26 protein-coding genes are annotated in these 21,655 nt (G+C 69.5%); 11 read left to right on the top strand and 15 right to left on the bottom strand.

The window, feature by feature from the left end; translation table 11 throughout:
- Positions 1 to 129: 129 nt before the first annotated feature.
- From D8670_RS03285 to thpR, 14 genes are all read right to left on the bottom strand, one after another.
- Positions 130 to 1,527: a signal recognition particle protein Srp54 gene (locus D8670_RS03285; RefSeq protein ID WP_121816674.1), complete on the bottom strand. Its 1,398-nt coding sequence runs from the start codon at positions 1,525 to 1,527 to the stop codon at positions 130 to 132.
- Positions 1,528 to 1,574: 47 nt separating this feature from the next.
- Complete coding sequence (locus D8670_RS03280) at positions 1,575 to 2,135, bottom strand: response regulator (protein WP_121816673.1); 561 nt, start codon at positions 2,133 to 2,135, stop codon at positions 1,575 to 1,577.
- A gap of 130 nt (positions 2,136 to 2,265) precedes the next feature.
- Positions 2,266 to 3,921 carry a Coenzyme F420 hydrogenase/dehydrogenase, beta subunit C-terminal domain gene (locus tag D8670_RS03275; protein WP_166241945.1) on the bottom strand — a complete coding sequence of 552 codons (1,656 nt, stop codon included), beginning with the start codon at positions 3,919 to 3,921 and terminating at the stop codon, positions 2,266 to 2,268.
- Positions 3,914 to 5,611 (bottom strand): nitrite/sulfite reductase, encoded by a 1,698-nt coding sequence (locus D8670_RS03270; RefSeq protein WP_162994135.1) that lies wholly within the window; start codon positions 5,609 to 5,611, stop codon positions 3,914 to 3,916. Before D8670_RS03270 ends, D8670_RS03275 begins: the two co-directional genes overlap by 8 nt.
- Before the next feature lie 288 nt (positions 5,612 to 5,899).
- On the bottom strand, positions 5,900 to 6,604 hold the full coding sequence (locus tag D8670_RS03265) for an SDR family oxidoreductase (RefSeq protein WP_121816670.1): 705 nt from the start codon (positions 6,602 to 6,604) through the stop codon (positions 5,900 to 5,902).
- A gap of 69 nt (positions 6,605 to 6,673) precedes the next feature.
- The gene (locus tag D8670_RS03260) at positions 6,674 to 8,122 is read right to left on the bottom strand and encodes a carotenoid oxygenase family protein (protein ID WP_121816669.1); all 1,449 of its coding nucleotides are present in this window, start codon (positions 8,120 to 8,122) and stop codon (positions 6,674 to 6,676) included.
- A gap of 37 nt (positions 8,123 to 8,159) precedes the next feature.
- Positions 8,160 to 8,795 (bottom strand): hypothetical protein, encoded by a 636-nt coding sequence (locus tag D8670_RS03255; RefSeq protein WP_121816668.1) that lies wholly within the window; start codon positions 8,793 to 8,795, stop codon positions 8,160 to 8,162.
- Between the two features lie 39 nt (positions 8,796 to 8,834).
- Positions 8,835 to 10,517 (bottom strand): signal recognition particle-docking protein FtsY, encoded by a 1,683-nt coding sequence (ftsY, locus tag D8670_RS03250; protein WP_121816667.1) that lies wholly within the window; start codon positions 10,515 to 10,517, stop codon positions 8,835 to 8,837.
- Between the two features lie 6 nt (positions 10,518 to 10,523).
- Positions 10,524 to 10,982 carry a prefoldin subunit alpha gene (gene pfdA, locus D8670_RS03245; protein WP_121816666.1) on the bottom strand — a complete coding sequence of 153 codons (459 nt, stop codon included), beginning with the start codon at positions 10,980 to 10,982 and terminating at the stop codon, positions 10,524 to 10,526.
- Positions 10,983 to 10,984: 2 nt separating this feature from the next.
- A complete protein-coding gene (gene rpl18a, locus D8670_RS03240; protein ID WP_121816665.1) occupies positions 10,985 to 11,158 on the bottom strand; it encodes a 50S ribosomal protein L18Ae in 174 nt (57 codons plus the stop codon).
- A gap of 103 nt (positions 11,159 to 11,261) precedes the next feature.
- Positions 11,262 to 11,927: a translation initiation factor IF-6 gene (locus D8670_RS03235; protein WP_121816664.1), complete on the bottom strand. Its 666-nt coding sequence runs from the start codon at positions 11,925 to 11,927 to the stop codon at positions 11,262 to 11,264.
- A 2-nt stretch (positions 11,928 to 11,929) separates the two neighbouring features.
- Complete coding sequence (locus D8670_RS03230) at positions 11,930 to 12,208, bottom strand: 50S ribosomal protein L31e (protein ID WP_121816663.1); 279 nt, start codon at positions 12,206 to 12,208, stop codon at positions 11,930 to 11,932.
- Positions 12,208 to 12,360 carry a 50S ribosomal protein L39e gene (locus D8670_RS03225; RefSeq protein WP_121816662.1) on the bottom strand — a complete coding sequence of 51 codons (153 nt, stop codon included), beginning with the start codon at positions 12,358 to 12,360 and terminating at the stop codon, positions 12,208 to 12,210. The genes D8670_RS03230 and D8670_RS03225 overlap by 1 nt, the downstream gene beginning before the upstream one ends.
- A 134-nt stretch (positions 12,361 to 12,494) precedes the next feature.
- Entirely contained in the window at positions 12,495 to 13,064 is a 570-nt protein-coding gene (gene thpR / locus D8670_RS03220) for an RNA 2',3'-cyclic phosphodiesterase (RefSeq protein ID WP_121816661.1), read from the bottom strand.
- Positions 13,065 to 13,231: 167 nt separating this feature from the next.
- Here thpR and D8670_RS03215 point away from each other — a divergent pair, with 167 nt between their 5' ends.
- From D8670_RS03215 to D8670_RS03205, 3 genes are all read left to right on the top strand, one after another.
- Positions 13,232 to 13,969 carry a tetratricopeptide repeat protein gene (locus D8670_RS03215; RefSeq protein ID WP_121816660.1) on the top strand — a complete coding sequence of 246 codons (738 nt, stop codon included), beginning with the start codon at positions 13,232 to 13,234 and terminating at the stop codon, positions 13,967 to 13,969.
- Positions 13,966 to 14,259, top strand: a complete 294-nt coding sequence (locus tag D8670_RS03210) for a DUF424 domain-containing protein (RefSeq protein ID WP_121816659.1) — start codon at positions 13,966 to 13,968, stop codon at positions 14,257 to 14,259. The genes D8670_RS03215 and D8670_RS03210 overlap by 4 nt, the downstream gene beginning before the upstream one ends.
- A gap of 61 nt (positions 14,260 to 14,320) precedes the next feature.
- The gene (locus D8670_RS03205) at positions 14,321 to 15,652 is read left to right on the top strand and encodes an MFS transporter (RefSeq protein WP_121816658.1); all 1,332 of its coding nucleotides are present in this window, start codon (positions 14,321 to 14,323) and stop codon (positions 15,650 to 15,652) included.
- 9 nt (positions 15,653 to 15,661) lie between these two features.
- Here D8670_RS03205 and D8670_RS03200 read toward each other — a convergent pair whose 3' ends face one another.
- The gene (locus D8670_RS03200) at positions 15,662 to 15,856 is read right to left on the bottom strand and encodes a hypothetical protein (RefSeq protein ID WP_121816657.1); all 195 of its coding nucleotides are present in this window, start codon (positions 15,854 to 15,856) and stop codon (positions 15,662 to 15,664) included.
- 109 nt (positions 15,857 to 15,965) lie between these two features.
- Between D8670_RS03200 and D8670_RS03195 the strand changes: the two genes are divergently transcribed.
- The 8 genes from D8670_RS03195 to sufU all read left to right on the top strand — a co-directional run bounded on the left by D8670_RS03195 (position 15,966) and on the right by sufU (position 21,259).
- Entirely contained in the window at positions 15,966 to 16,310 is a 345-nt protein-coding gene (locus D8670_RS03195) for a winged helix-turn-helix domain-containing protein (RefSeq protein WP_121816656.1), read from the top strand.
- A gap of 2 nt (positions 16,311 to 16,312) precedes the next feature.
- The gene (locus tag D8670_RS03190) at positions 16,313 to 16,636 is read left to right on the top strand and encodes a DUF7521 family protein (protein WP_121816655.1); all 324 of its coding nucleotides are present in this window, start codon (positions 16,313 to 16,315) and stop codon (positions 16,634 to 16,636) included.
- 140 nt (positions 16,637 to 16,776) lie between these two features.
- A complete protein-coding gene (locus tag D8670_RS03185; RefSeq protein ID WP_233752181.1) occupies positions 16,777 to 17,112 on the top strand; it encodes a DUF7521 family protein in 336 nt (111 codons plus the stop codon).
- Positions 17,109 to 17,876: a sensor domain-containing protein gene (locus D8670_RS03180; RefSeq protein ID WP_162994134.1), complete on the top strand. Its 768-nt coding sequence runs from the start codon at positions 17,109 to 17,111 to the stop codon at positions 17,874 to 17,876. Before D8670_RS03185 ends, D8670_RS03180 begins: the two co-directional genes overlap by 4 nt.
- 94 nt (positions 17,877 to 17,970) lie before the next feature.
- Positions 17,971 to 19,218 (top strand): aminotransferase class V-fold PLP-dependent enzyme, encoded by a 1,248-nt coding sequence (locus D8670_RS03175; protein WP_121816653.1) that lies wholly within the window; start codon positions 17,971 to 17,973, stop codon positions 19,216 to 19,218.
- A gap of 162 nt (positions 19,219 to 19,380) precedes the next feature.
- Positions 19,381 to 19,560: a hypothetical protein gene (locus D8670_RS03170; RefSeq protein ID WP_121816652.1), complete on the top strand. Its 180-nt coding sequence runs from the start codon at positions 19,381 to 19,383 to the stop codon at positions 19,558 to 19,560.
- A gap of 151 nt (positions 19,561 to 19,711) precedes the next feature.
- Positions 19,712 to 20,704 carry an aldo/keto reductase gene (locus tag D8670_RS03165; protein WP_121816651.1) on the top strand — a complete coding sequence of 331 codons (993 nt, stop codon included), beginning with the start codon at positions 19,712 to 19,714 and terminating at the stop codon, positions 20,702 to 20,704.
- 129 nt (positions 20,705 to 20,833) lie between these two features.
- Positions 20,834 to 21,259 (top strand): Fe-S cluster assembly sulfur transfer protein SufU, encoded by a 426-nt coding sequence (gene sufU / locus D8670_RS03160; protein WP_121816650.1) that lies wholly within the window; start codon positions 20,834 to 20,836, stop codon positions 21,257 to 21,259.
- Positions 21,260 to 21,655: the final 396 nt, after the last annotated feature.

Below are 21,655 nucleotides of genomic sequence, written 5' to 3'. Positions count from 1 at the left end.
CTTTCTTGATCGGCATTTTTCGCCCAGCGCGGGAGCTTCGCTCCCGCGGGCCGTGCGAACGGGCCTCCGACCCGTGAGCAGAGAGCGGTTCGCTCGTGCCGCGAGCGAACCCGGGGCGAAAACGGTCGTTTAGAACGGGAAGTTCCCGCCCATGCCGCCGCCACCGCCGCCACCGCCCTGGTTCTCCATCTTCTTCATCATGCGCTGCATGTCCATGTCGCCCTGGCCCATGCCCTGGAACTGCTTGATGGTGCGCTCCATCATCTTGTGCTGCTGGAGCAGTTCGCGGACGCGCTCCTCGGGCTGGCCGCTGCCGCGGGCGATGCGCTCGGTGCGGCTCTGGCCGATCTGACGGGGGTTCTCCAGTTCGTCCTCGGTCATCGAGTCCATGATGACCTCGAAGCTCCGCATGCGCTCCTGGGTGACGTCCATGGCGTCGTCCGGGAGCTGGTCCTTGATGCCGCCGCCGAAGCCCGGGATCATGTCCATCACCTGGTCGAGCGGACCCATCCGGTTCATCGCGTCCATCTGCTTTTTCATGTCCCGGAGGGTGAACTGCCCCTGAAGCATGTCCTCGGGGTCCCACTCCTCGTCCTCCTCCTGGGTCTCCTGCATCGCGCGCTCGACGCGCTCGGTGAGCTGCTTGAGGTCGCCCATGCCGAGCAGGCGGGAGATGAAGCCGTCGGGCTCGAAGCGCTCGACGTCCTGCACCTCCTCGCCGGTGCCGAGGAAGGCGATAGAGGAGCCCGTCTCGTTGACGGCGGTGAGCGCGCCGCCGCCCTTCGCCGTCCCGTCGAGCTTGGTGATGACGACGCCGTCGATGCCGATCGACTCCTCGAACTGCTGGGCCTGGTCTTTCGCGCCCTGACCGATGGCCGCGTCGAGCACGAGCAGCGAGCGGTCGGGAGCGACCACGTCCTCGATCTCCTCGATCTCGGCGATGAGGTCGTCCTCCAGCGCGTGGCGACCGGCGGTGTCGACGATGCGGACGTCGGCCTCCTCGGTCGCTTCGAGGCCCTCGCGGGCGATCTCGACCGGGTCGTCGCTGTCGGGGTCGCCGTAGAAGTCGACCTCCGCGCGCTCGGACATCTGCTGGGCCTGGTCGTACGCGCCGGGGCGGAAGGTGTCGGTCTGGATGACCGCGGGCTTGAGGCCCTTCTTCGAGAACCACCACGCCATCTTGGCGGCGGTGGTCGTCTTCCCCGAGCCCTGGAGACCGGCGAGCATGATCGTCTGCTCTTCGAGCGGGAGCTCGGTGCTCTCGCCGACGAGGTCGACCATCTCCTCGTAGACGATGCGGAGGACGTGCTCGCGCGCGGTCGTGCCGGCGGGGGGCTCCTCCTCCAGCGAGCGCTCCTTGATGCTGTCCGAGAGGTCCATCACGAGGGAGACGTCGACGTCGGCCTGCAGGAGCGAGCGCTGTATCTCCTTGACGACCTCCTCGACGTCCTCTTCGCTGATTCGGGACTTGCCGCGGAGCTTGTCGAGCGTACCCCGCAGCGAACTCCCGAGATCGTCGAGTACCATTATTACCGCGACCTACGGCACCACGGTGTTAAAGGCTTTTTCTCGGGCTACGCGCCCCGGTCGATCGCGAGGAAGTCCTCGACGATGTCGTCGAAGTCCGCGATCGACCGCCGGAGCGTCGCCTCCAGGCGCTCGGTCGTCGCGCGGAGGTCCTCGTAGGCGTCGTGGCCGCTCAGCTGGTGAGGCGACATCTCCGTTTCGAGCACGGAGAGCTTCGAGCGCGCGACCAGGTACTCCCGCAGCGGTTCCTGCCGGTCCTGGGCGAGTAGCTGGTGGTCGATGGCGGCCGTCAGGTCGTCGTGCTGGACGGGCTTGCAGAGGTAGTCGTCGAACGGCATCTCGACGATGTCGAAGTCGGGCTCGACCGCCGTGATCATGACCACGCTGAACGGCCGGTCTTCGGGGAGTTCGTCGAGGAGGCGGTCGCCGGAGACGCCCGGCATCCGGCGGTCCAGCAGGACGACGTCGACCGACTCGTCGAGTTCGTTCATCGCCTCGCGCGCCCCGTATGCGGTGTCGACGTCGTACTCGTTCCGGAGCCAGAGCACGTACATGTCCGCCAGCTTGTCCTCGTCGTCCACGACGAGGACGGTGGCGTCTTCGGTCATTCGGTGACGGCCTCCATGAGGGTCTGATCGCCCTTCGTCGCTGCCGGTCAAAAGTGTAACGGAGGCGAGCAGTAGGATGACCTACATTATCCGGGCGCCGACGGCTCCGCCGCACCGCGTCCGCCCAGACTCAGTGGCCGGCCTCGTGCGGGTTCAGCTCCGTCCCGTACCGCTCCGCGTGGTCGGTGTAGTCGATGAACCGCGGGGCGTCCGGGTCGAACGGCCGCTCCAGCGACTCGAACGCCTTCTTCTTGTCCCAGGACTGCAGGCCGCCGACGGCGCTGCGGTCCTCCAGGTCGTGATAGTCGAGGTCGGGCCCCGTCAGCTCCCACGCTTTCAGTCCCTGCTCCGTCCGGACGATGACGCTCGAGTACTCGTCGCTCGACCCGACGGAGCCGACGGTGAGGTCGGCGCAGTAGCCCGTGAAGTCGGCGCACTCGTCGCAGCCCTTGAGCGCGGCGTCGTGGAACGCCTCGACGTCCTCGACGAGGAGGGGGTCGCCGTCGGTGCCGTAGACGCGCATCTCGCCGTCGAGCACGTCGAGCTTGCCGATCTCCTCGGGCGGGATGTCTCGCTCTTCCTGGAGCTTCTCCCCGATGAGGCGGTGGTAGTTGAAGTTCTTCGTGCACATCAGGGCGATCGTGTAGTCGACGGCGCGGACGCCGGCGTTCTGGGACTGGTAGTCCCAGTCGAAGTCCTGCAGGGCGCGGATCCCCTCGATCTCGCAGGGCGTGCCGACCATCGCGAGGCTGAGGTCCTCGGGATCCTTGTCCGGAAGCTTGTGCTCCCACCGATCGAGGCCGAGGTTGCCGAGCGCCAGCGTCTGGTTGTAGAAGCTCCCCGCGTTCTCGACGAGGTCCTCGCGGCTCGTCGCGAGGAACGACTCCGCCTTCCACGGGTCCTCGTCGGACTCGGTGGCGATGAGCGCGCCGTCTATCTCGCCCGACTCCAGCAGGTGCGAGAGGACGCTCGTGACGACGCCGCCGTCCTGCGCGCCGTCGCGCCACGCCTCCTCGACTCTGGCGGAGAACTCCGTGATGGGGTCGCCCGCGCCGGACACGTTGTCGTCGCCGCCGGTGATCTTCCACTGCCGCTCGTAGCGCAGGCCGCCGCGCGGGCAGAAGTCCCAGCACAGCGAGCAGCCGGTGCACATCTTCACCAGCTCAGGCAGGTCGTCGTCGCCGATGCCGATGGAGTCGGAGGGACAGGCCGCGACGCAGGTGCCGCACTGGATGCAGCGGCCGTCGTCGATGACCGCCTCGTCGAGCTCCATGAACCACGTCTTCTCGTCCGGCGTCTCGATGTCGTTCATCTCCGAGCGGATCTCGTAGCCCGGCGTGTCGAGGTCGACGCCGTCGGGGACCTGCACGCGCTCGTCCGGCCGGCCGTTCTCCACGTCCTGGCTCTGCCCCTCGACGGGCGGGGTGAACTCGACGCCGGTGAGGTTGCCGTCGCTGTCGACGTTCGAGGGGGTGGCACCGCCGTCGGAGTAGATCTCCGACGAGCCCGCGCTCGCTTCGCCCGCGCGGACCCCGTCCGCCGCCCCCTCGGCACCGCCGCCCTCGCAGCCGCAGTCGTCGTCGGAGCACCCGTCGGCGGTCTCGGCCGTGCCGGCGGCCGCCGCCTCGCTCGTCCCCTCGTCGGCCGGCCCGACCTGGTCCCCCGGGATCGTCCGGTGTTCGGCGTCGGGGCGGTGAATACGCACGCCGTCCGCCGGGGGCACCGATTCACCGTCGCCGCCGGTGTCGGGGACGCCGGGGAGACGGTCGTCGGGAGAGTCAGTCATCCGCGGCCACCCCCTTCGCGACGGGCGCGTCCGCCCGCTGCATGACGCGCCGCAGGCGGTCGTTGTCGACGCGTCGGCACCACTCGTAGAAGCGTTCCTCGTCGGTTCGGTCCTCGCCGTACGCATCGAACAGGCTCTCCAGCGCCGGGAGCACGGCGTCCGCGGGCACCGCGTTCTCCACCCAGTCGAGGAACTCGTTGTCGGACCCGAGGCTCCCGCCGAGGCCGAAGTCCATCCCCTCGACCATCTCGTCTTCGTCCCCGTCGCCGTCCGTATCGATCTGCACCGTCTCGCCCCGGAACCCGATGTCGGCTATCTGGGGCTGCGCGCACGACGCCGAGCAGCCGCTCATGTGCATCCGGACCACGTCGAGGCCGTCCGGCGTGTCGATCCGGTCGTCTAGCTCGCGCGCCCACCGTTTGACGCGCTTTTTCGTCTCGATGATGCCGTAGTTGCAGAACTCGCTGCCCGTGCAGCCGACCGCGCCGCGGGCGAACGGGCCGGGGTCGGGCTGGTAGTCCTCGGCGAACGGCTCGGCGAGGAGGTCCTCGACGTTCTCTTCCGGAACGTGCGTGATCAGGAAGTTCTGGTCGGTCGCGAGCCGGATCGAGGCGTCCTCCGTGCCGTACTCCCTGGCGGCGCGAGCCGCCGCGGCGAACTCGTCGCCGCCCATCCGTCCGGCGATCACGTTGAACCCGACGTAACAGAGGCCGTCCTGCTTCTGGTCGTGGACGCCGACGTGGTCGCCGAGGTAGCCCTCGGTGAGGTCGACGCCGCGCGAGGGCAGGTCCACCGCGCAGCGGTCCCGCACCGCCTCCTCGAACTTCTCGGTGCCCAGCTGCTGGACGAGGTAGCGCATCCTGCAGACGCCGCGGTTGTTCCGGTCGCCGAGTTCCTTGAACGTCTGCGCGACGGCGCGGCAGAACTCGACGGCGTGCTCGGGGAGGACGAACACGTCCATCGCGGTGGCCATCCGTGGGCCGTCCGAGAGGCCGCCACCGACCTTGACGTGGAAGCCGTACTGGTCCTCGCCGTCGACCGTCTTTCGCGCCGGCGTCAGCCCCACGTCGTTGATCTGGGACTGACTGCAGTCCCGCGAACAGCCCGTGATGGTCATCTTGAACTTCCGCGGGAGGTTGGCGTACTCCCGGTTCTCCGTGAAGAACTCCGAGACGGCGTCGATGACGGGCTGGGCGTCGAAGCACTCGTGGCCGTCCAGCCCGGCCGCCGGACAGCCCAGTACGTTGCGCGCGGAGTCGCCGCAGCCCTGGATCGTCGTCAGTCCGACCTCGTCGTAGCGCTCCCAGATCTCCGGCACGTCCTCGACCTCGATCCAGTGTTTCTGAACGTCCTGCCGCGTCGTGACGTCGAGGAACGCGTCGCCCCACAGTTCGTTCTGGTTCTCACCGCCGTACTCCGGCGGCGCGGTGGCGTACTCCTCGGCCACCTCGCCGATCACCTCGGCCTGCTCCGGCGTGAGGTAGCCGCCGGGGACCTTCGTCCGCATCATGAAGTAGCCGCGCTGGCGGCCGTGGGCGTACATGCCGGCCCACTTCAGGCGCTCCCACTCGCCGTCGCCGGCGCGCGCCTCGATCTCGTCGAACGTCAGCCCCTCCTCGGCGTACTCCTTCACGTCCTCGATCACGTCCAGCGGGTGTTTCTCCTGCTTGTGTCGCTCGACGGTGTTCACGCGTACCGCCCCCGCGATGTGATGGTAACTGTTCTCATCTATCGTGACCCTAGAACCCATCCCGCACGAAGTGTCCGCGCAAAGTGGTCAATCGTGACGCGGCTACCCTGTAGGGGAAAAGGTTGCCGCTAGCTGGCGGGTCGTTCCACACGAAACGGAGGGCGGCGTGGGGGGCGCCGCCGCCCGCGGCGCGCCAGCGTCGCGCCTTCGCGCAACCCTTGCCGCTATCTCGCGACGGGTCGCTCGTCCGGAACGCCGATATCGCGGCGTGACCGAGCCGCGTCGCCCTCAGCGACCGGGGAGCCGCCAGTCGACGGCGACCCTGTCCCCGCGACCGCCGCCGCACGGGCCGACGACCTCGAACGTCTCGTTAGCCGCGGCCGGCGTCCACGGCGCGGCGGCGAGCAGGTGTGCGACGTCCGCTCTGGACACCGCCCCCCACAGGCTCGCGCCGGGTCGCGCGACCCGGACCTCGTCGGTCCGCCGGCCGTTCGTCAGAACGCCGGGGCGGAGGATAATGTGCCGGACCGGCGCCTCGCGTATCGCCGCCTCGGCGCCGGCCTTCGCCCGCTGGATCGGGCCGATGACCGCGTCGAAGACGCTCCCGAGCCAGCTCGCCGGCCCGGTGCCGACGCCGAGCGCCGACTCCATGACGAACGCCGCGACGCCCTCGGCGACGGCCGCGTCGAGCAGCGTCCGGTTCCCCCTGCCGTCGACGAACTCCCCGGGTGAGAGGAGGTCGCGGGCGCCGGACCCGACGGCGGAGACCACCGCGTCGGCGCCCTCGACGGCGCGCCGAGCGTCGCCCGGGTCGAACAGGTCGCCGACGACCACCTCGTCCGCGCCGGCCGCCCGGAGTGACTGCCGGCGCTCGGGCGACCGCGTGAGCGCCTGGACCGTCACCGGGCGCGGCGCGAGGAGGCGGAGCACTTCCCGGCCGGTGCCGCCCGACGCGCCGGCGACCAGCAGCCGGTCGATGTCGCTGTCTGTCACGTCCGGGCTAGGGAAAGCACCGACATAGTCGTTCGGCCGGTCGCGCCGCCGGCGGTCCCGTTCGCGGCGCTACACCTCCGGGAAGTATCGCCCGTGGAAGTCGAACGGAAGGGCGTGCGGGAGCGGCGCTCGCGCGCGCTCCTCCATCGTCGCCGCGTCGAGGACGACCAGCAGGGAGCGCTCGGCGGCGCGGTCGAGCACCACCGAGAGGACCACCCCCTCGTCCTCGGGCGCGTCGAGCGGGGCGTCGGGGTCGTCCGCGTCGCGCCGGGCGGCGGGCGACGGGACGAAGATCGGCTCGCTCGGGAACCACCCCGGCCGCGAGAACTCGTCGGCCCGGCCCGCGTCCGCGTCGATCTTGACTAGCGCCGTCGCCCAGTTCTCGTCCGGGTCGCCGAACCGCTGGGCATAGACGTACCGGTGCTCGCGCAGCCTGACTGCCGGGGAGACCGTCGGGAGGCCGGTGCCGCCGTCGTACAGTCGCTCGCGGTCGACGGTCCCGCCGCCGGCGTCGAACGACAGCCGGAAGCGCTCGACGGTACCGCCGTTCGCGTCGAACCCCTCGGTCAGTTCGTCGAGGTACAGCGCGTCGATCGACGCGGCGTCGGGTACGGTCTCGACGTCGAGCACCACGTCGGGAGCGTCGGCGCCGCCGTCCGGTTCGTACGCGTTGACGTGGTGGAACGCGAAGAAGGGGGCCGCCGTCGGGGCCGCGACGACCTCGCCCGCCCGCCGGTCGACGACGTGAAACGTCGTGCCGCGGGTCGGCTCCCACCGGTAGCGCTCGACGAACGTCCCGTCGCCCGGCCGGAAGAAATCGAGCGGGTTCACCACGAACGGGAACTCGACGAGGACGACGTAGTTCCGCGTGGCGGCGAAGGAGTGGAGGTAGGCGGGCTCCGTGGTCGATATCGACGCCAGGTGGCGGCGCGCGGTCGGCGCGGTCAGTTCGTGCACCAGGTACTCGGACGTGCGGCCGAACTCGGTCTCGACGTTCAGCACCGCTCCCGTCCACGGGTCGCGGTGGAGGTGCGCGCAGGCGAGGTTCCCGCTCGGTTCGTCGCCGTCGTACTCGACGCGGTCGAGCGTCGTCAGCGTCTCGGGATCGAATCGGACCCACCGCGTCGACTCGGTCAGGGCGACGTACTCGTCGCCGATCCGCTCCGCGATCACGTTCGTGTTGTCGTAGGGGTCGTCGAAGAGGAACGACCGCAACCGTGACAGCAGCCCGCCCCCGCCAGTGCCGAACCCGCCGGCGAACTCGCCGCGTCGCGCCGCCTCGTACGCGTCCGTCCGCAGGAACCGGTTCCGGTAGCGCACCTCGCCGCCGTCGAACGAGAACTTCCGCAGCATCGCGAACCCGTCGAACCAGTGGTCGACCGACCCGTCCGCCGTCTCGAACGACCCCGGACCGTTCCGGATCAGGCTGCCCGACAGCCACGCCGGTATCGACCCCTCGACCGGCAGGGTGACGTCGTACTCCCGGTCGATCGAGTGAAAGCCGAGCGCGCGATCCATGGGGTACGCACGGAGCGAAGCGCCGTAATCGTTGGCGTCACTCGAAGCAGGCGACGAGCGTCCCGTCCTCGACGGGATGCGGGTCGAGACCGCCGTCGGCGTCCGCGGTCCCGCCGACCGCTCGCGCGACGCCCCAGTCGCTCACCGCGTACGTCGCGGCGTAGATCGGCGAGTCGGCGTGGACGACCGCGTTTTCCCGGACGACGTTCGCGTAGTAGACGTACTCGACGCGGACGAACGCGACGCCGTCCCGGCGGTCGACCAGTTCCGAGCCGCGAGAGCTGAACCCGTACCCGACCAGGTCCTCGCCGTTGTCCGCGGCGAGGTCGTTCCGGCGGTACGCCTCCTCGTGGGCCGCGGCGTACGCGACGACGGCGTCGTCGTCGCTCGGGTCCGGTGCCGATGGATAGTCGACGCTGCCGACGCTCGTCTCCGTTCGCGTCTCGCCGTCGACGGTGAGTTCCCGTTCGACGCCCCCGGCCACGTCGGGCTCGGGCCGCGACGCGTTCTCGCAGTCGAAGGACTCGGCGATCGAGGGCCCGTCCGCGGTCGTCGGGTCCGTCGACGTTCCGCCGTCGGAGACCACGTCGTCGCCGAGACAGCCGGCGGCGAGCGCCGACACCGAGACGCTACACTGGGCGATCAGGGCGCGGCGGGAGCGGGGGGAGGGCATCGTCCGCCGACTCGCCCCGCGAAAGCAAGTGTCTTCTGTCTACTCCTCGTCGCCGAGCAGGCTGTCGACCAGCTCCTCGGGGTCGAACGGCTCGATGTCGTCGTACCCCTGCCCGACGCCGAGAAAGAGGATCGGCTTCCCGGTGACGTGGGCGATCGAGATGGCCGCGCCGCCCTGCGAGTCGGCGTCGGCCTTCGTCAGGACGGTGCCGTCGATCTCGGCGGCCTCGTTGAACTGCTTGGCGCGGTTGACCGCGTCCTGACCGGCGACCGCCTCGTCGACGAACAGCGTCATGTCCGGGCCGACGACGCGCTCGATCTTCGCCAGCTGGTCCATCAGGTCCTCGTTGGTGTGGAGCCGGCCGGCCGTGTCGCCGAGCACGACGTCGACGTCGTTCGCCTCGGCGTACTCCACGGCGTCGTAGATGACCGCAGCGGGGTCGCCGCCCTGCTCGTGGGTGATGAGCTTCCGATCCAAGTTCTCCGCGTGCTCGCGGATCTGCTCGTTCGCCCCGGCGCGGTAGGTGTCGCCGTTGGCCATCACAGACGAAAAGCCCCGGTCTTCCAGGTACTTCGAGAGCTTCGCGATGCTCGTCGTCTTCCCGACGCCGTTGACGCCGGTGAAGATGATGACCAGCGGCTTGTCCGCCTCCGCGACTCGCTCGTCGAAGTCGAACTGCCCGACGCTGATGACGTCGAGGATCGCCTCGCCGAGCGCCTCCTCGACGACCGCGCCCGTGCTCTCGGTGAACCGCCGGGTCTGGCCGACGAGCTGGTCCTCGATGTTGCTGAGGATCTCCTTGGCGACGCTCATCTCCACGTCGCTCTCGAGCAGCGCCATCTCGAGCTCCCACAGCGGGTCCTCGAGGTCCTCCTCCTCGATGACGAACTTGCCGGTGGCGACCGCCTTCGCCTTGGCGGCGAAGCCGGTATCGCCCTCGTCGTCCTCGATTTCTTCGTCCGCGGCGTCGTCCGCGTCCTCGTCCGGCTCGTCGGCCTCCGCGGCCGCCTCCGGTTCGGCCGCGCCGCCGTCGACGGGCTCCGCTTCGACCGAATCTGCCGCCGCCTCCGGCTCGGCGGGTCCCGTCTCGGCGTCGGCCTCGGCGACGTCCGCATCGGCCGCCGCTTCGTCGACAGCGTCGTCTTCCGCGGATTCGTCCGCCGCGTCGTCGGCGCTCGATCCGCTAGAGAAGGGGTTCGCCCTGCTGAGGAAGCCGCCGCCGCTGCTCTCTTCCTCGGCGGCGTCCGCGCTCTCGTCCGCGTCGGACTCCGCGCCCTCCGCGGCTGCGTCCGCCTCGTCGGCAGCTGCGCGGACCTCGTCGGCGTCCTCATCGGCAGTATCAACGCCGGATTCGTCCGCGTCCTCGCTCGTCGGCGCGTCCGGGTCCTCTCGCGCAACGGCCTCCGCGGCGGCCGCCGTCTCGGGGGACTCGGCCTCCGCGGCGACGGCTTCGCCCTCGTCGACCGCTGCGGCCGCGTCGGGATCGACGTCGACGTCCTCGGCCGCCGCGGCCTCGGCGGTGGCCTCCGGATCGGACGCGTCGCCGTCGGCGGGTTCCGCGTCGGTGGCGTCGGTATCGTCGACCGCCGCCGTCTCCTCGGCGGCCGCCTCGTCCTCGAGCTCTTCGAGCTCCTCCTCGTCGAGCTCCTCGGCCTTCTCCTCGGCGACCTCCTCCGCCTCGTCGCGGAAACTACCCAGCTTGTCCTTCAGGCTGTCGAACATCGCCCGTTACTCGTCGTCGTCCTGCTCCTGCTGTTGCATCTGCTGCATCTGCTGTTGCATCTGCTGCTGCTGCATCTGCTGTGCCTTCTGCTCGAGTTCCTCGCTCTCGGACTCGAGCTCGGCGATTTCGGAGTTGACCTCGTCGATACGGTCGTCGACGGCGTCTTTCTTGTTCTCCAGCGTGTCGATGGCGTCGCCCTCCTCCTGCTCCGCGGCGTAGCCGCCGCCGAGGCCGACGATGACCTCGTCGATGTCCTGCACCTCGGCGCGGAGGTACGCGTCGCCGCCGAGCGGCACCTGCACCGTCGACCCCGTGTCGAGCTTCTCGATGGCCTCGATGGCCTCGTCCATCTCGCGTTTCTCGGTCTGGAGCTCCTCGACCTCCTCTTCGAGGGCTTCGACCTGTTCCTGGATCTCCTGGATCTCCTGGGAGAGCTGCTGCAGCTCCTGCTGGCCACCGCCCATCATTATTCGCCGACCTCCTCGATCTCGATCTGCGTGCGCTTGAGACCGTGGTGGCTCCCCATGCGCGAGTAGACGTACTCGACCGCGACGTCCTCGTTCTCGGCGTCGACCGACTTTTCGAACGCTGCCCAGCCGTCGCGCGACTGGAACTCACCGCTGACAGTAAACTGGCTCATGACTCACTATCCGACCTTGCGCCGGAAGAATCTTCCTACATGAACCTCCCGGCGGCGGCCGGTCCGCGGGCGGGAGAAAGAATAGGGTCCGGCTGTCGCGGCGTCAGTCGATGTAGCCGAGCGCGTCCTCGATGCGCCCGAGCTCCGGACCGGTCGTGTCCTGCCCGGCGACGTAGCCGTGACTGTTCGCGACCAGGCCGGAGCCGACCAGCGGCGCGCCGTAGTTGATCGTGCCGATGTCGGCGCGGACGTCGAGCAGCTCCTCGAGGAAGTCCAGCTCGCCGTCGGTCGCCTTGGGATGACAGAGCACGCCGTCGTTAGTCGCCACGGCGGCCGTACCGACGGTGCGGACGCCCGCGAGTTCGCCCCGTTCGACCGGTACGTCGAGCGTGTCCTCTACGACCTGCACCGCGTCTCGCGGGAGGTCGGGGTGGACGTACGCGCCCGCGTCGTTCGCGAGGACGACGTTGCCGGCGGCGTTGATCCGACCGGGGAGCTCGGCGACCGGCACGTCGACCACCTCGTCGACGCGCTCGCGCTCGACGTCGCGGAGGCGGCTACTGACCAGCAGGCCGTTGGAGTTGCCGGCGGCTAACGCGCCGACAGTGCCCGACCCGCCGACGGTCGTGGCCGCCGCGGGGACGTCGAGTTCGTCTTCGAGGTCCTCAATCAGGGACTGATCGACGTCCGGGCGGACGAGCAGGCAGTTGTCGGTCGCACGCGCGAAGACACCGACGTACGCGGAACCGGAGAACGCGGCGCGAAGCAAAGTTACTCGGCGTACTCGGCTTCGACGACGCCGCGGCCCTCTTCCTCGAAGCGGGCGGCGCGGACGCGGAGCTTGCTCGGGGGCTTCTTGCGGCCCCGGGACCAGACCGCCTCGTTGATCGACGGGTCGAGGCGCACGTCCTCCTCGTCGACGGAGAAGTGCTGGGCCAGGTGCTCGCGGACGATCGTCATCGCCTTGTCCGCGCGCTTGTGCTTCGCCTCCGCCTTCGCGTCACGCAGCGGAACGGTGACGACCCGCTCCTCGAAGTCGTTGGCGCTCATTATTCGTCCGTGTCGTTACGCCGCCAGTTGCGCCGCTTGGGGTTTCGCTGGACTTCCATGTCCGTCTTCATCATGACCCACGCCGGCACCCGGCTGTTCTGGTTCTCGAGCTTCGCGAGCCGCTTTTTCTTCGCCTTCGATTTCTTACCCATAGTGGCACTAGCTACCCCGCCGTCGCTTAAAATCTTGTTCCTTTCAACCCGAAGGTGCGAGACACCGGCACGCCGCCCCGCGTACGGTCTCGGGGCGGCCCGGGAGCGCAGGTTCGGTTGCGGCACTGCCGACGCTACAGCGGGAACGACTCCACCGTCGAGTACTCGGGCCCGTCCTCGGTCAGGTCGCTTTTCGTCAGGCGCACCTCCTCGACGGCCATCTCGCCCACCGTGGGGTGGCGGTTCTCGACGACCTCCTGCACCCGCTCTTTCCCGCCGGCGTGTTCCATCCGGGCGAGCGTGACGTGGGGCGTGAACTCGTTCTCCTCCGGGTCGAAGCCGAGGTCGGTCGTCTCGTCCTCGATGCACTCGTGCAGCGCCGTCATCTCGTCGTCGCCGACCTCGACGCCGAGCCAGACGACGCTGATGTAGTCGAGGCTCGGGAACACCCCCAGCCCCGCGAACCGCGCCGGGAACGAGCCCGCGATGCCGGCGTGGTCGACGCCGCGGTCCACCCCGCGCTCGACGGCGGCGGTCACTTCGTCGAGACGCTCCTCCTCGACGTCCCCGAGGAACTTCATCGTCACGTGGGCCTGCTCGGGGTCGGTGAAGCTGAGGCCGCTCGCCCCCTCGAACAGCTCCTGGGCCTCCCGCACCGCGTCCGCTAACTCGTCGGGCAGATCGATACTGACGAACAGTCGCATACCCGACCTGCCACGGCTGAAGCCTTGAAGATGCGCCCCAATACGCCGCCGGCCCGTCGTCGCCACGCGGCCGCGCGCTGATGCGCGGACGACCGTCTCGACCGCCGATCCGCCGGAGAGCTTCCCGGTTCGCAGGCCTTAACCCCCTTCCGGGCGTATCAGGGAGTATGACCGACGATCACGGCGATCCCGACGACCACCGCTTCTCGGAGGGCGAGGGGTTCTCCGGCTCCTACGACGAGTTCGACCTCGACCCGCCGGAGCTCGACGTCGACCCGGACAAGGTCGACCCCGTCGACTCGCGGGTCGTCGCCGACATGCTGGACGACGAGGCGATCCCGGACGACCAGATCGACGCCGACGCCCTCGTCGACGTGGGGATCGAGTACATGCGGATCAACCGCTACGAGCAGGCGACGGACGCCCTGGAGCGGGCCGCACAGTACGCCGACGACGACCTCGTCGAGCAGGAGGCCCGGGCGAACAAGGGCGCGGCCCACGCCGAACTGGAGGAGTACGACGCCGCCATCGGCGCGTACCGCGAGGCCCTGCGCATCGACGACTCCAGCGAGCACGCCGCGACGGCCCACACCAACCTCGCGTACGCGCTGTGGGAGTCCGGGCGGAGCGAGCAGGCGCTCGAACACGCCGAGAAGGCCGTCGAGATCGACGAGCGCTTCGCGCAGGCGTGGTACAACCGCGGCTTCTTCCTGCTGGAGCGCGGCCTCGCCGAGGACGCGCTGAACAGCATCGACAACGCGATCCGCCTGGGGATGCGCAACGCCGCCGTCCTCAACGAGAAGTCCCGCGCGCTCGAAGAACTGGGCGAGTACGACCGCGCCGAAGAGATCGCCGAGGAGGCCGAGGAGATGCGCAAGGAGGCCGAGCAGGAGCTGGTAGAGTGATCGTCAACGAGCGCGAGACGGAGGAGGGGCTGCTCGTCGCGGTCTGCGACGACGACCTGCTCGGCGAGACGTTCGAGGAGGGGAACGTCTCGCTCACCGTCACCGAGGAGTTCTACGGCGGCGAGGAGGTCGACGCCGACGCCGTCGTCGAGAGCCTCGCGCGCGCCACCGTCGCCAACATCGTCGGCCGCGAGTCGGTCGAACTGGCGATCGACGAGGGGTTCGTCGACGAGGCGAACGTCCTCGAAGTGGAGTCGACGCTGCACGCGCAGGTGCTGCAACTGGCCTGAGTCGCGGCGCCGGCCTCCTTCGAGAGAAACCGTTTAGGTAGCTGGTCGAACAGCTTCGCCCATGGCGCAGGAGCAGGCCGAAGCGGCGGGGCCGGTCGACGCGTTCCGCCAGTTCTTCGCGTTGCGACGGGACGTGCTGGTGCTCTCGCTGGCGATGTTCGCGTTCAGCCTCGGGTTCCAGATGACCAGCCGGTTCCTCCCCGAGTACATGGCGGCGCTCGGCGCGTCGGGGTTCGTCGTCGGCCTGTTCGGGACGTTCGGGAACGTCATCTCGGCGGTGTACCCCTACCCCGGCGGCGCGGTGTCGGACCGGGTCGGATCGCGGTACGCGCTGACCGTCTTCGGCCTGCTGTCGACGCTCGGCTTCGCCGTGTGGCTCGTCGCGCCGGGCATCGGGGCCGTCACCGTTGCGGGGGTCACCGTCGAGCCGTGGGTCTGGATCTTCGTCGGCCTGCTGCTCGCGCAGGCGTGGAAGTCGTTCGGGCTCGGCGCGACGTTCGCCGTCGTCAAGCAGGCGACCGAGCCGTCGCGGCTGGCGGCGGGCTTCGCGAGCACGGAGACGTTCCGCCGCACCGCCTTTCTCGTCGGGCCGGTGCTCGCCGCCGTCCTCATCGGGACCCGCGACGAGTTCACGGCGAGCTTCCAGTTCGTGCTCGCGGTCGCGGTCGTCTTCGGCGCCGTCGGAACCGTCGTACAGCACGTCCTCTACGATGCGAGTCAGGACACCATCGGCGGGTCGTTCGAGGGGCTCGCCCGGGTCCGGCGGGACCTGCGCGAGATGCCCGACGAGCTCCGGCCGCTGCTGGTCGGGGACACGCTCGTCAGGTTCGCCAACGGGATGGTGTACGTGTTCTTCGTGCTGGTCGTCACCCGGTTCCTCGACGTCGGGCTGGCGACGACGGTCTCGCTCGGCGGTCTCTCGTACGCGGTCGAGCTCTCGCCGGAGGCCTTCTTCGGCTACCTGCTCGGCGTGGAGATGCTGGTCGCGCTCCTCGTGATGGCCCCGGCCGCGAAGGCGGCCGAGCGCGTGGGGCTCAAACCGGTCGTCGCGCTCGGGTTCGCCGTCTACGCGGTCTTTCCGGTCGTCCTGATCAACGCGCCGGCGAACGCGGTCGCGATGGTTCTCGTCTTCGCGTTCTCGGGGCTGCGCTTCGCCGGCCTCCCATCGCACAAGGCCCTGATCGTCGGCCCCGCGGAGCAGGGGACCGGCGGGCGCGTGACGGGGACGTACTACCTCCTCCGGAACGTCGTCGTCGTCCCGAGCGCGGCGCTCGGCGGTTACCTCTGGGAGTTCGTCAGTCCCGAGGTCGCGTTCACGCTCGCCGCCGCGGTCGGGCTCGTCGGCACCGGCTACTTCCTCCTGTTCGGCGAGGAGTTCGAGGCCTACCGGTAGGGACGTCGCCTACTCCTCCTCCCGCGGCGGCCCGGTGATCGAGACGTTTTCGAGCACGATCCCGAGGAGCGCGAGGGCGGCAACGCCGAGGCCGACGTACCGCAGTCCGGTGTCGTACGCGAGGGCGGCGACAGCGTGGAAGACGCCGGCGAACGCGACGCCGAGCAGGATACCCGTCACGGCGATCGAGCGTTTCGTCACCATACCCGAGGCAGGGGTCGCTGCGGGATAAATTGACGTCCTCCCGCGGCTCGCAGTTTCACCGCGTGAAACCGCGGGTGGTTTTATATCAGGCCTCACGTAGATTGCATCAATGCCGGACGATGAGGAAGCGGCCGTGCTCTCGCTGCTCGACGACGAGTACGCCAGGACGATCCTCATCGAGACCAGCCAGGAACCGATGTCCGCCGACGCCCTCAGCGAACGCTGCGACGCCTCGCCGCCGACCATCTACCGGCGGATCGACCGCCTCGACGAGCACGACCTGCTCGACGAGCGTCAGGAGATGGACCCGGACGGCCACCACTACAAGACCTACAGCGCCCGTCTGGAGCGGGTCACCGTCGACATCGACGACGGGGGGATGGACGTCGACGTCTACCTCGACGACGACGAGGACGGCACCGACCGGTTCACCCGCCTCTACGAGCGCCTCTGACCATGATCGGAACCCACCTCTGGACGTTCTCCGGCGGGACGCCCTCGCTCGTCGCTCTCGTCGTCGTCGGGCAGGCGGCGACCGCGGTGCTCGCCGGGTGGATCGCGCTCCGGACGCTGCGGAGCTATCGGCGGTCCGACGACGCCGCCCTGCTGTGGCTGGCGGTGGGGATCGCCCTCCTCGCCGCCGGGTCGACCGCCGCCGAGTTCCTGCTCCCGACGGTCGGCACCGCGACCGTCGTGACGACGCTCGTCGCGCGGTCGAGCGAGGTGTCCGGGCTGGTGGCGATCCTCTACGCGATCTACGGCGTTCCGCGACGCGGGTGATACCCAATGACCACGACAACCGACCCGACTCACGGCCGAACCGACCGACCGATCGCGCGGCCCGCAGCCGCGACCCCGCGGGCTCGAACCGCCTCTCGCCGCGGTACCGGCGGAGAGCGACGGCGCCGAGGGGGGTCGCCGTGACGGCAGTCGGCGTCGGGCCGGCTGTCCTCCGGACCGTCCGGGACGTCTCCGTCGGATCGAGCGACGTGGTCTTCGCCGCCGGCGTCGCGAGCGCGGCGCTCGGCCTGCTCGTCGCGACGCTCGCCTACCGGGGCTACGCCCGCCACGGGAGTCGCCGCATGCTGTTTCTCTCGGTCGGCGTCGTCCTGCTCACGACGGTCCCGTTCGTCCTCTCGTACGGCATCGCGTGGGCGAGCGCCGCGACGGACGCGCAGGTGCTCGCCTCGGTGACGGCGACGAACGTCGCGGGGCTCGCCGCCATCGCGATCTCCCTGCGGGGTGGTCCGGCGTGAGCGCGCTCGACGGCGCGCTCGGCGAGGCGGGCGCCCGGGGCCGTCTGGGCTGGTTCTTCGGCGTCGTCGCCCGCCGCCAGACGTACTACAACCTCGCGTACCTCCTGCTCGCGTTCCCGCTCGGGCTGACGTACTTCGTCTTCCTGGTCACCGGCTTCTCCGTCGCGACCGCCCTCACGCTGATCCTGATCGGCCTGCCGATCGCGGTGCTCGTGGTGACGGTGTCGACCCACCTCGCCGCCGTCGAGCGCGCGCTCGCCGACTCGCTGCTCGCCGTCGACGTGCCGGCCGCCGACCGCCCGGAGCCCGACGGGATCGGCGACTGGCTGACGGGCATGCTGCTCGACCTCGGGACGTGGAAGGGGATCGTCTACCTGTTCAGCAAGTTCTTCGCGGGGATCGCCGCGTTCGTCGTCTCCATCGTCCTCGGCGCGGTCGTGTTCTCCTTCCTGAGCGCGCCCGTCCACTACGACGACTCGTCGGTGGGGATCCACGTGTCGATGGCGGAGCCGACGGTGATCAGCCCGAACCTCGCCTTCCGGCACGACGTCTGGAGCGTCGGGGTCGGGGTCCCGTTCGAGGTCACCGTCGCCAGCGGCGAACTCGTCTCGACGTACGCCGACACGCTGCTCGGCGCGCTCGCGTTCTCCGCGGTCGGCGTCCTGCTGGCCGTCGTCGCGCTCCACCTGCTCAACGGCCTGGCGTGGGCGTTCGGGAAGTACACCGCCTTCCTCCTCCGTGGGACGCACGCCCACAGGCCGTGAGCGGCCGTCAGCGGCGTGCGTCCGCCGGCACGCGTACGCGGCCGCTCCGCCGCGACCGAAGGAGTGTTTTGTTTCGAGCGCCTGTGATCACGTAATGGAAACCCAAGAGTCCGCGCCGCTCGACGTCGAGTCCATCCGCGAGGAGTACCCGATCCTCCAGCGGGAGTTCGACGGCGAACAGGTGGTGTACCTGGACAACGCCGCGACGACGCAGACGCCGGACCGCGTGGTCGACGCCATCGTCCACTACTACCGGCACACCAACGCGAACGTCCACCGGGGCATCCACCACCTGAGCCAGGAGGCCTCCATCGCCTACGAGGAGGCCCACGACAAGCTCGCCGAGTTCGTCGGTGCGAGCGGCGGCCGCGAGGAGATGGTCTTCACGAAAAACACCACCGAGGCCGAGAACCTCGTCGCCTACGCGTGGGGCCTGAACGAGCTCGGCCCCGGCGACGAGGTCGTGCTCACGGAGATGGAGCACCACGCGTCGCTCGTGACGTGGCAGCAGATCGGCAAGCGGACCGGCGCCGACGTGAAGTACATCCGCGTCGACGAGGACGGACAGCTCGACATGGACCACGCCAAGGAGATCATCACCGACGACACCGAGATGGTCAGCGCGGTCCACGTCTCGAACACGCTCGGCACCGTCAACCCGGTCGGCGCGCTCGCGGACGTCGCCCACGACCACGACGCGTACATCTTCGTCGACGGCGCGCAGGCCGTGCCGAACCGCCCCGTCGACGTCGAGGCGGTCGACGCCGACTTCTACGCCTTCTCCGGCCACAAGATGGCGGGGCCGACCGGCATCGGCGGCCTCTACGGCAAGAAGGAGATCCTCGAAGCGATGGAGCCGTACCTCTACGGCGGCGACATGATCAAGAAGGTCACCTACGAGGACGCCACCTGGAACGACCTCCCGTGGAAGTTCGAGGCCGGCACGCCGAACATCGCGCAGGGAGTCGCGCTGGCGGAGGCCGTCGACTACCTCGAGGACCTCGGGATGGAGAACGTGCAGCGCCACGAGGAGCGGCTGGCGGCGTACGCCTACGACCGCCTCACCGAGTTCGACGACGTGGAGATCTACGGCCCGCCCGCCGGCGAGGAGCGCGGCGGCCTCGTCGCGTTCAACCTGGACGGCGTCCACGCCCACGACCTCGCGAGCATCCTCAACGACTACGCCGTCGCCATCCGCGCCGGCGACCACTGCACCCAGCCGCTGCACGACAAGCTCGGCGTCGCCGCCTCCGCGCGGGCGTCGTTCTACGTCTACAACACCCGCGAGGAGATCGACCGCCTGATCGAGGGCATCGACGCCGCCCGCGACCTCTTCGCGTAACGGCCCCCGGGGAGTCGGTCGCGGAGCAGGCGGGCGCCACAGAGAGCGGTCGCGGTGCGGTCAGTCGCGGAGCGGTCGCCAGACGGTACCGTCCGAGCGGGTTTCGGCGCGATCCGCCGCAGCGACCGTTTTATATTACCGCGATCATTTTCATCAATTATCGTGGATACCGTCTGGAAGTCGTGGATCTACTGCGGCGTCGCCTGCGCTGCGCTCGCAAGCGCGGTGCTCGCGGTGTACGCGGAGGCCTACGCCGCCGCACCGGTCGCCGGCGTCCTCGGGTTCGTCGCCGCCCGCCGCGCCGGGCGCGTCGAGGAGCGCGACCGGCGACGGCCGGCGTGAGCGACCGGCCGACGACGACCGTCGGGGAGCGCCGTCCACGGACGGCTGCCGAGCGGAGGTACTGACGGGCGCCGTCGCGGACGGCGCGGGCACTGGCCGACCCGGCCGAAACCGACCGGTTCTTCACGCGCTCGCCCGTCAGTCACGGGCGATGGAACTCGACTACGTACCGCTCGGGCGAACCGGCCTCAAGGTGAGCGAACTCGCGTTCGGCACGTGGCGCTTCGGCCGCGAGACGCCCGGCGGGTCGATCGAGATCCGGCAGGGACGCGCCTACGACCTGCTCGACGCGTATGAGGCCCACGGCGGGCGGTTCATCGACACTGCCGACGTGTACGGCGGCGGGAAGAGCGAGCGCTGGATCGGCAACTGGCTGGACGAGCGCGACCGCGAGGACTTCGTCGTCGCGTCGAAGGTGTACTGGCCCACCCGCGACGACGACCCCAACGGCGCGGGGCTGAACCGCAAGCACCTCCGGCGGCAGATCGACCGGATCCTGGAGCGCCTCGACACCGCCTACGTCGACGTGCTGTACACCCACCGCTTCGACGACGACACCCCCGTCGAGGAGTTCATGCGCACGCTGAACGAGTTCGTCGAGGCGGGGAAGGTGAACTACCTCGGCACCTCGACGCTCGAACCGAACGGCTGGAAGGTCGCGCGCGCGAACGAGGTGGCCCGCCGGAAGGGGTACGAGCCGTTCAAGCTCTCCCAGCCCCGCTACAACCTCATCGACCGGGAGATCGAGGGACCGTACCTCGACATGTGCCGGGAGTACGACGTGGGCGTGATCCCGTGGAGCCCGCTCGCGCAGGGCTTTCTCACCGGGAAGTACGAGCGCGACGCGGACCTGCCGGAGGACTCCACGGCCTCCGACGGCGACCGCTGGCGCGACCACTACCTGACGGAGGAGAACTTCGACGTCCTCGACGTGGTCCGCGCGGTGGCTGACGAGGTCGGCGCGACGCCGGCGCAGGTCGCTATCGCCTACCTCACCCACCACGACGCCGTCAGCGCGCCGATCGTCGGCGCGCGGACGACCGAGCAGCTAGAGGAGAACCTCGGCGCGGCCGCCGTCTCACTCTCCGACGACCAGTTCCGCCGCCTCGCGGAGGCGAAGGGCGGCCCCTTCGCCGACATCTGAGCCGGTCGGGCGGGACGGTCGTGCCCGGGAGAGCTGGCAGATACCGCGGAGCGACCCCCGAGCGCGGCGAACGTGCGACCACCTGCCTCGGAATCCTTTTCCGCGGGCCGTACGTACCGTGTGACAACAATGGGAATGGGCTCGGACATGTATCGGCAGCAGATCCTCGATCACTACAAGAACCCGCGCAACTACGGGGAGATCGAGGACGCGACGTTCACCCACGTCGGCGAGAACCCGATGTGCGGCGACGAGATCCGGATGGACGTCAAACTCGACGAGGACGACGAGACGATCGAGGCGGTCGCGTTCCAGGGCGACGGCTGCGCCATCAGTCAGGCCTCCGCGAGCATGCTGTCGAGCGAACTCCGCGGCAAGACGCTCGACGAGCTCGAGGAGATGGACCGCGACGACGTCACCGACATGCTCGGCGTCGACATCAGCCCCATGCGCGTGAAGTGCGCCGTCCTCGCCGAGAAGGTCGCGCAGGACGGGGCCGAGATCTACCTCGGCGAGAAAGACCTCGACAAGACGACGACCGAAGACGACGACTGAGCGGCCGACTCGTTTTCTACTGGCTCGTTTCTCCGTAACGGGGCGGCGCGCCGCCGGACGCCCTCGACGAGACCAGCGGATCCGTCCGCCGCCGTCGAACTCCCGGCTACAGTATTCCGCTCGTCGGCAGGAAATCGCGATGGCAGGCCCGACAGGCGACCACCTCGAACCGGTCGAAACACCGCCGCGTCTGGCCGCACAGTTCGCACTCGCGGCGCTCGCCGTACCGAACGTTCGATCCGACTGTACTACCGCTTCCATCGTCATCGGCGTTCGTCGAACCCAGCATTTCGCGGGCGCGCTAGGCGCGCCGGTCCCTTTAGACCGTCGTAACGGAGTTTCCGCACGTCGGAGATGGACGAACGTCCGCGAGTCCGAGGTCCGACCACGGGAAAA

It is taken from the genome of Halostella limicola (assembly GCF_003675875.1).
Taxonomy (GTDB): domain Archaea; phylum Halobacteriota; class Halobacteria; order Halobacteriales; family Natronoarchaeaceae; genus Halostella; species Halostella limicola.
Note: the sequence above shows the minus strand (reverse complement) of the source record. Positions and strands in the feature narration are given on the sequence as shown.

Excerpts from the sequence above, each read along its gene's own strand:
- D8670_RS03285 (WP_121816674.1), bottom strand. The coding sequence starts at position 1,527 with ATGGTACTCGACGATCTCGGGAGTTCGCTGCGGGGTACGCTCGACAAG.
- D8670_RS03280 (WP_121816673.1), bottom strand. The coding sequence starts at position 2,135 with ATGACCGAAGACGCCACCGTCCTCGTCGTGGACGACGAGGACAAGCTG.
- D8670_RS03275 (WP_166241945.1), bottom strand. The coding sequence starts at position 3,921 with ATGACTGACTCTCCCGACGACCGTCTCCCCGGCGTCCCCGACACCGGC.
- D8670_RS03260 (WP_121816669.1), bottom strand. The coding sequence starts at position 8,122 with ATGGATCGCGCGCTCGGCTTTCACTCGATCGACCGGGAGTACGACGTC.
- D8670_RS03255 (WP_121816668.1), bottom strand. The coding sequence starts at position 8,795 with ATGCCCTCCCCCCGCTCCCGCCGCGCCCTGATCGCCCAGTGTAGCGTC.
- ftsY (WP_121816667.1), bottom strand. The coding sequence starts at position 10,517 with ATGTTCGACAGCCTGAAGGACAAGCTGGGTAGTTTCCGCGACGAGGCG.
- pfdA (WP_121816666.1), bottom strand. The coding sequence starts at position 10,982 with ATGGGCGGTGGCCAGCAGGAGCTGCAGCAGCTCTCCCAGGAGATCCAG.
- rpl18a (WP_121816665.1), bottom strand. The coding sequence starts at position 11,158 with ATGAGCCAGTTTACTGTCAGCGGTGAGTTCCAGTCGCGCGACGGCTGG.
- D8670_RS03230 (WP_121816663.1), bottom strand. The coding sequence starts at position 12,208 with ATGAGCGCCAACGACTTCGAGGAGCGGGTCGTCACCGTTCCGCTGCGT.
- D8670_RS03225 (WP_121816662.1), bottom strand. The coding sequence starts at position 12,360 with ATGGGTAAGAAATCGAAGGCGAAGAAAAAGCGGCTCGCGAAGCTCGAG.
- thpR (WP_121816661.1), bottom strand. The coding sequence starts at position 13,064 with ATGCGACTGTTCGTCAGTATCGATCTGCCCGACGAGTTAGCGGACGCG.
- D8670_RS03215 (WP_121816660.1), top strand. The coding sequence starts at position 13,232 with ATGACCGACGATCACGGCGATCCCGACGACCACCGCTTCTCGGAGGGC.
- D8670_RS03205 (WP_121816658.1), top strand. The coding sequence starts at position 14,321 with ATGGCGCAGGAGCAGGCCGAAGCGGCGGGGCCGGTCGACGCGTTCCGC.
- D8670_RS03200 (WP_121816657.1), bottom strand. The coding sequence starts at position 15,856 with ATGGTGACGAAACGCTCGATCGCCGTGACGGGTATCCTGCTCGGCGTC.
- D8670_RS03195 (WP_121816656.1), top strand. The coding sequence starts at position 15,966 with ATGCCGGACGATGAGGAAGCGGCCGTGCTCTCGCTGCTCGACGACGAG.
- D8670_RS03190 (WP_121816655.1), top strand. The coding sequence starts at position 16,313 with ATGATCGGAACCCACCTCTGGACGTTCTCCGGCGGGACGCCCTCGCTC.
- D8670_RS03175 (WP_121816653.1), top strand. The coding sequence starts at position 17,971 with ATGGAAACCCAAGAGTCCGCGCCGCTCGACGTCGAGTCCATCCGCGAG.
- D8670_RS03165 (WP_121816651.1), top strand. The coding sequence starts at position 19,712 with ATGGAACTCGACTACGTACCGCTCGGGCGAACCGGCCTCAAGGTGAGC.
- sufU (WP_121816650.1), top strand. The coding sequence starts at position 20,834 with ATGGGAATGGGCTCGGACATGTATCGGCAGCAGATCCTCGATCACTAC.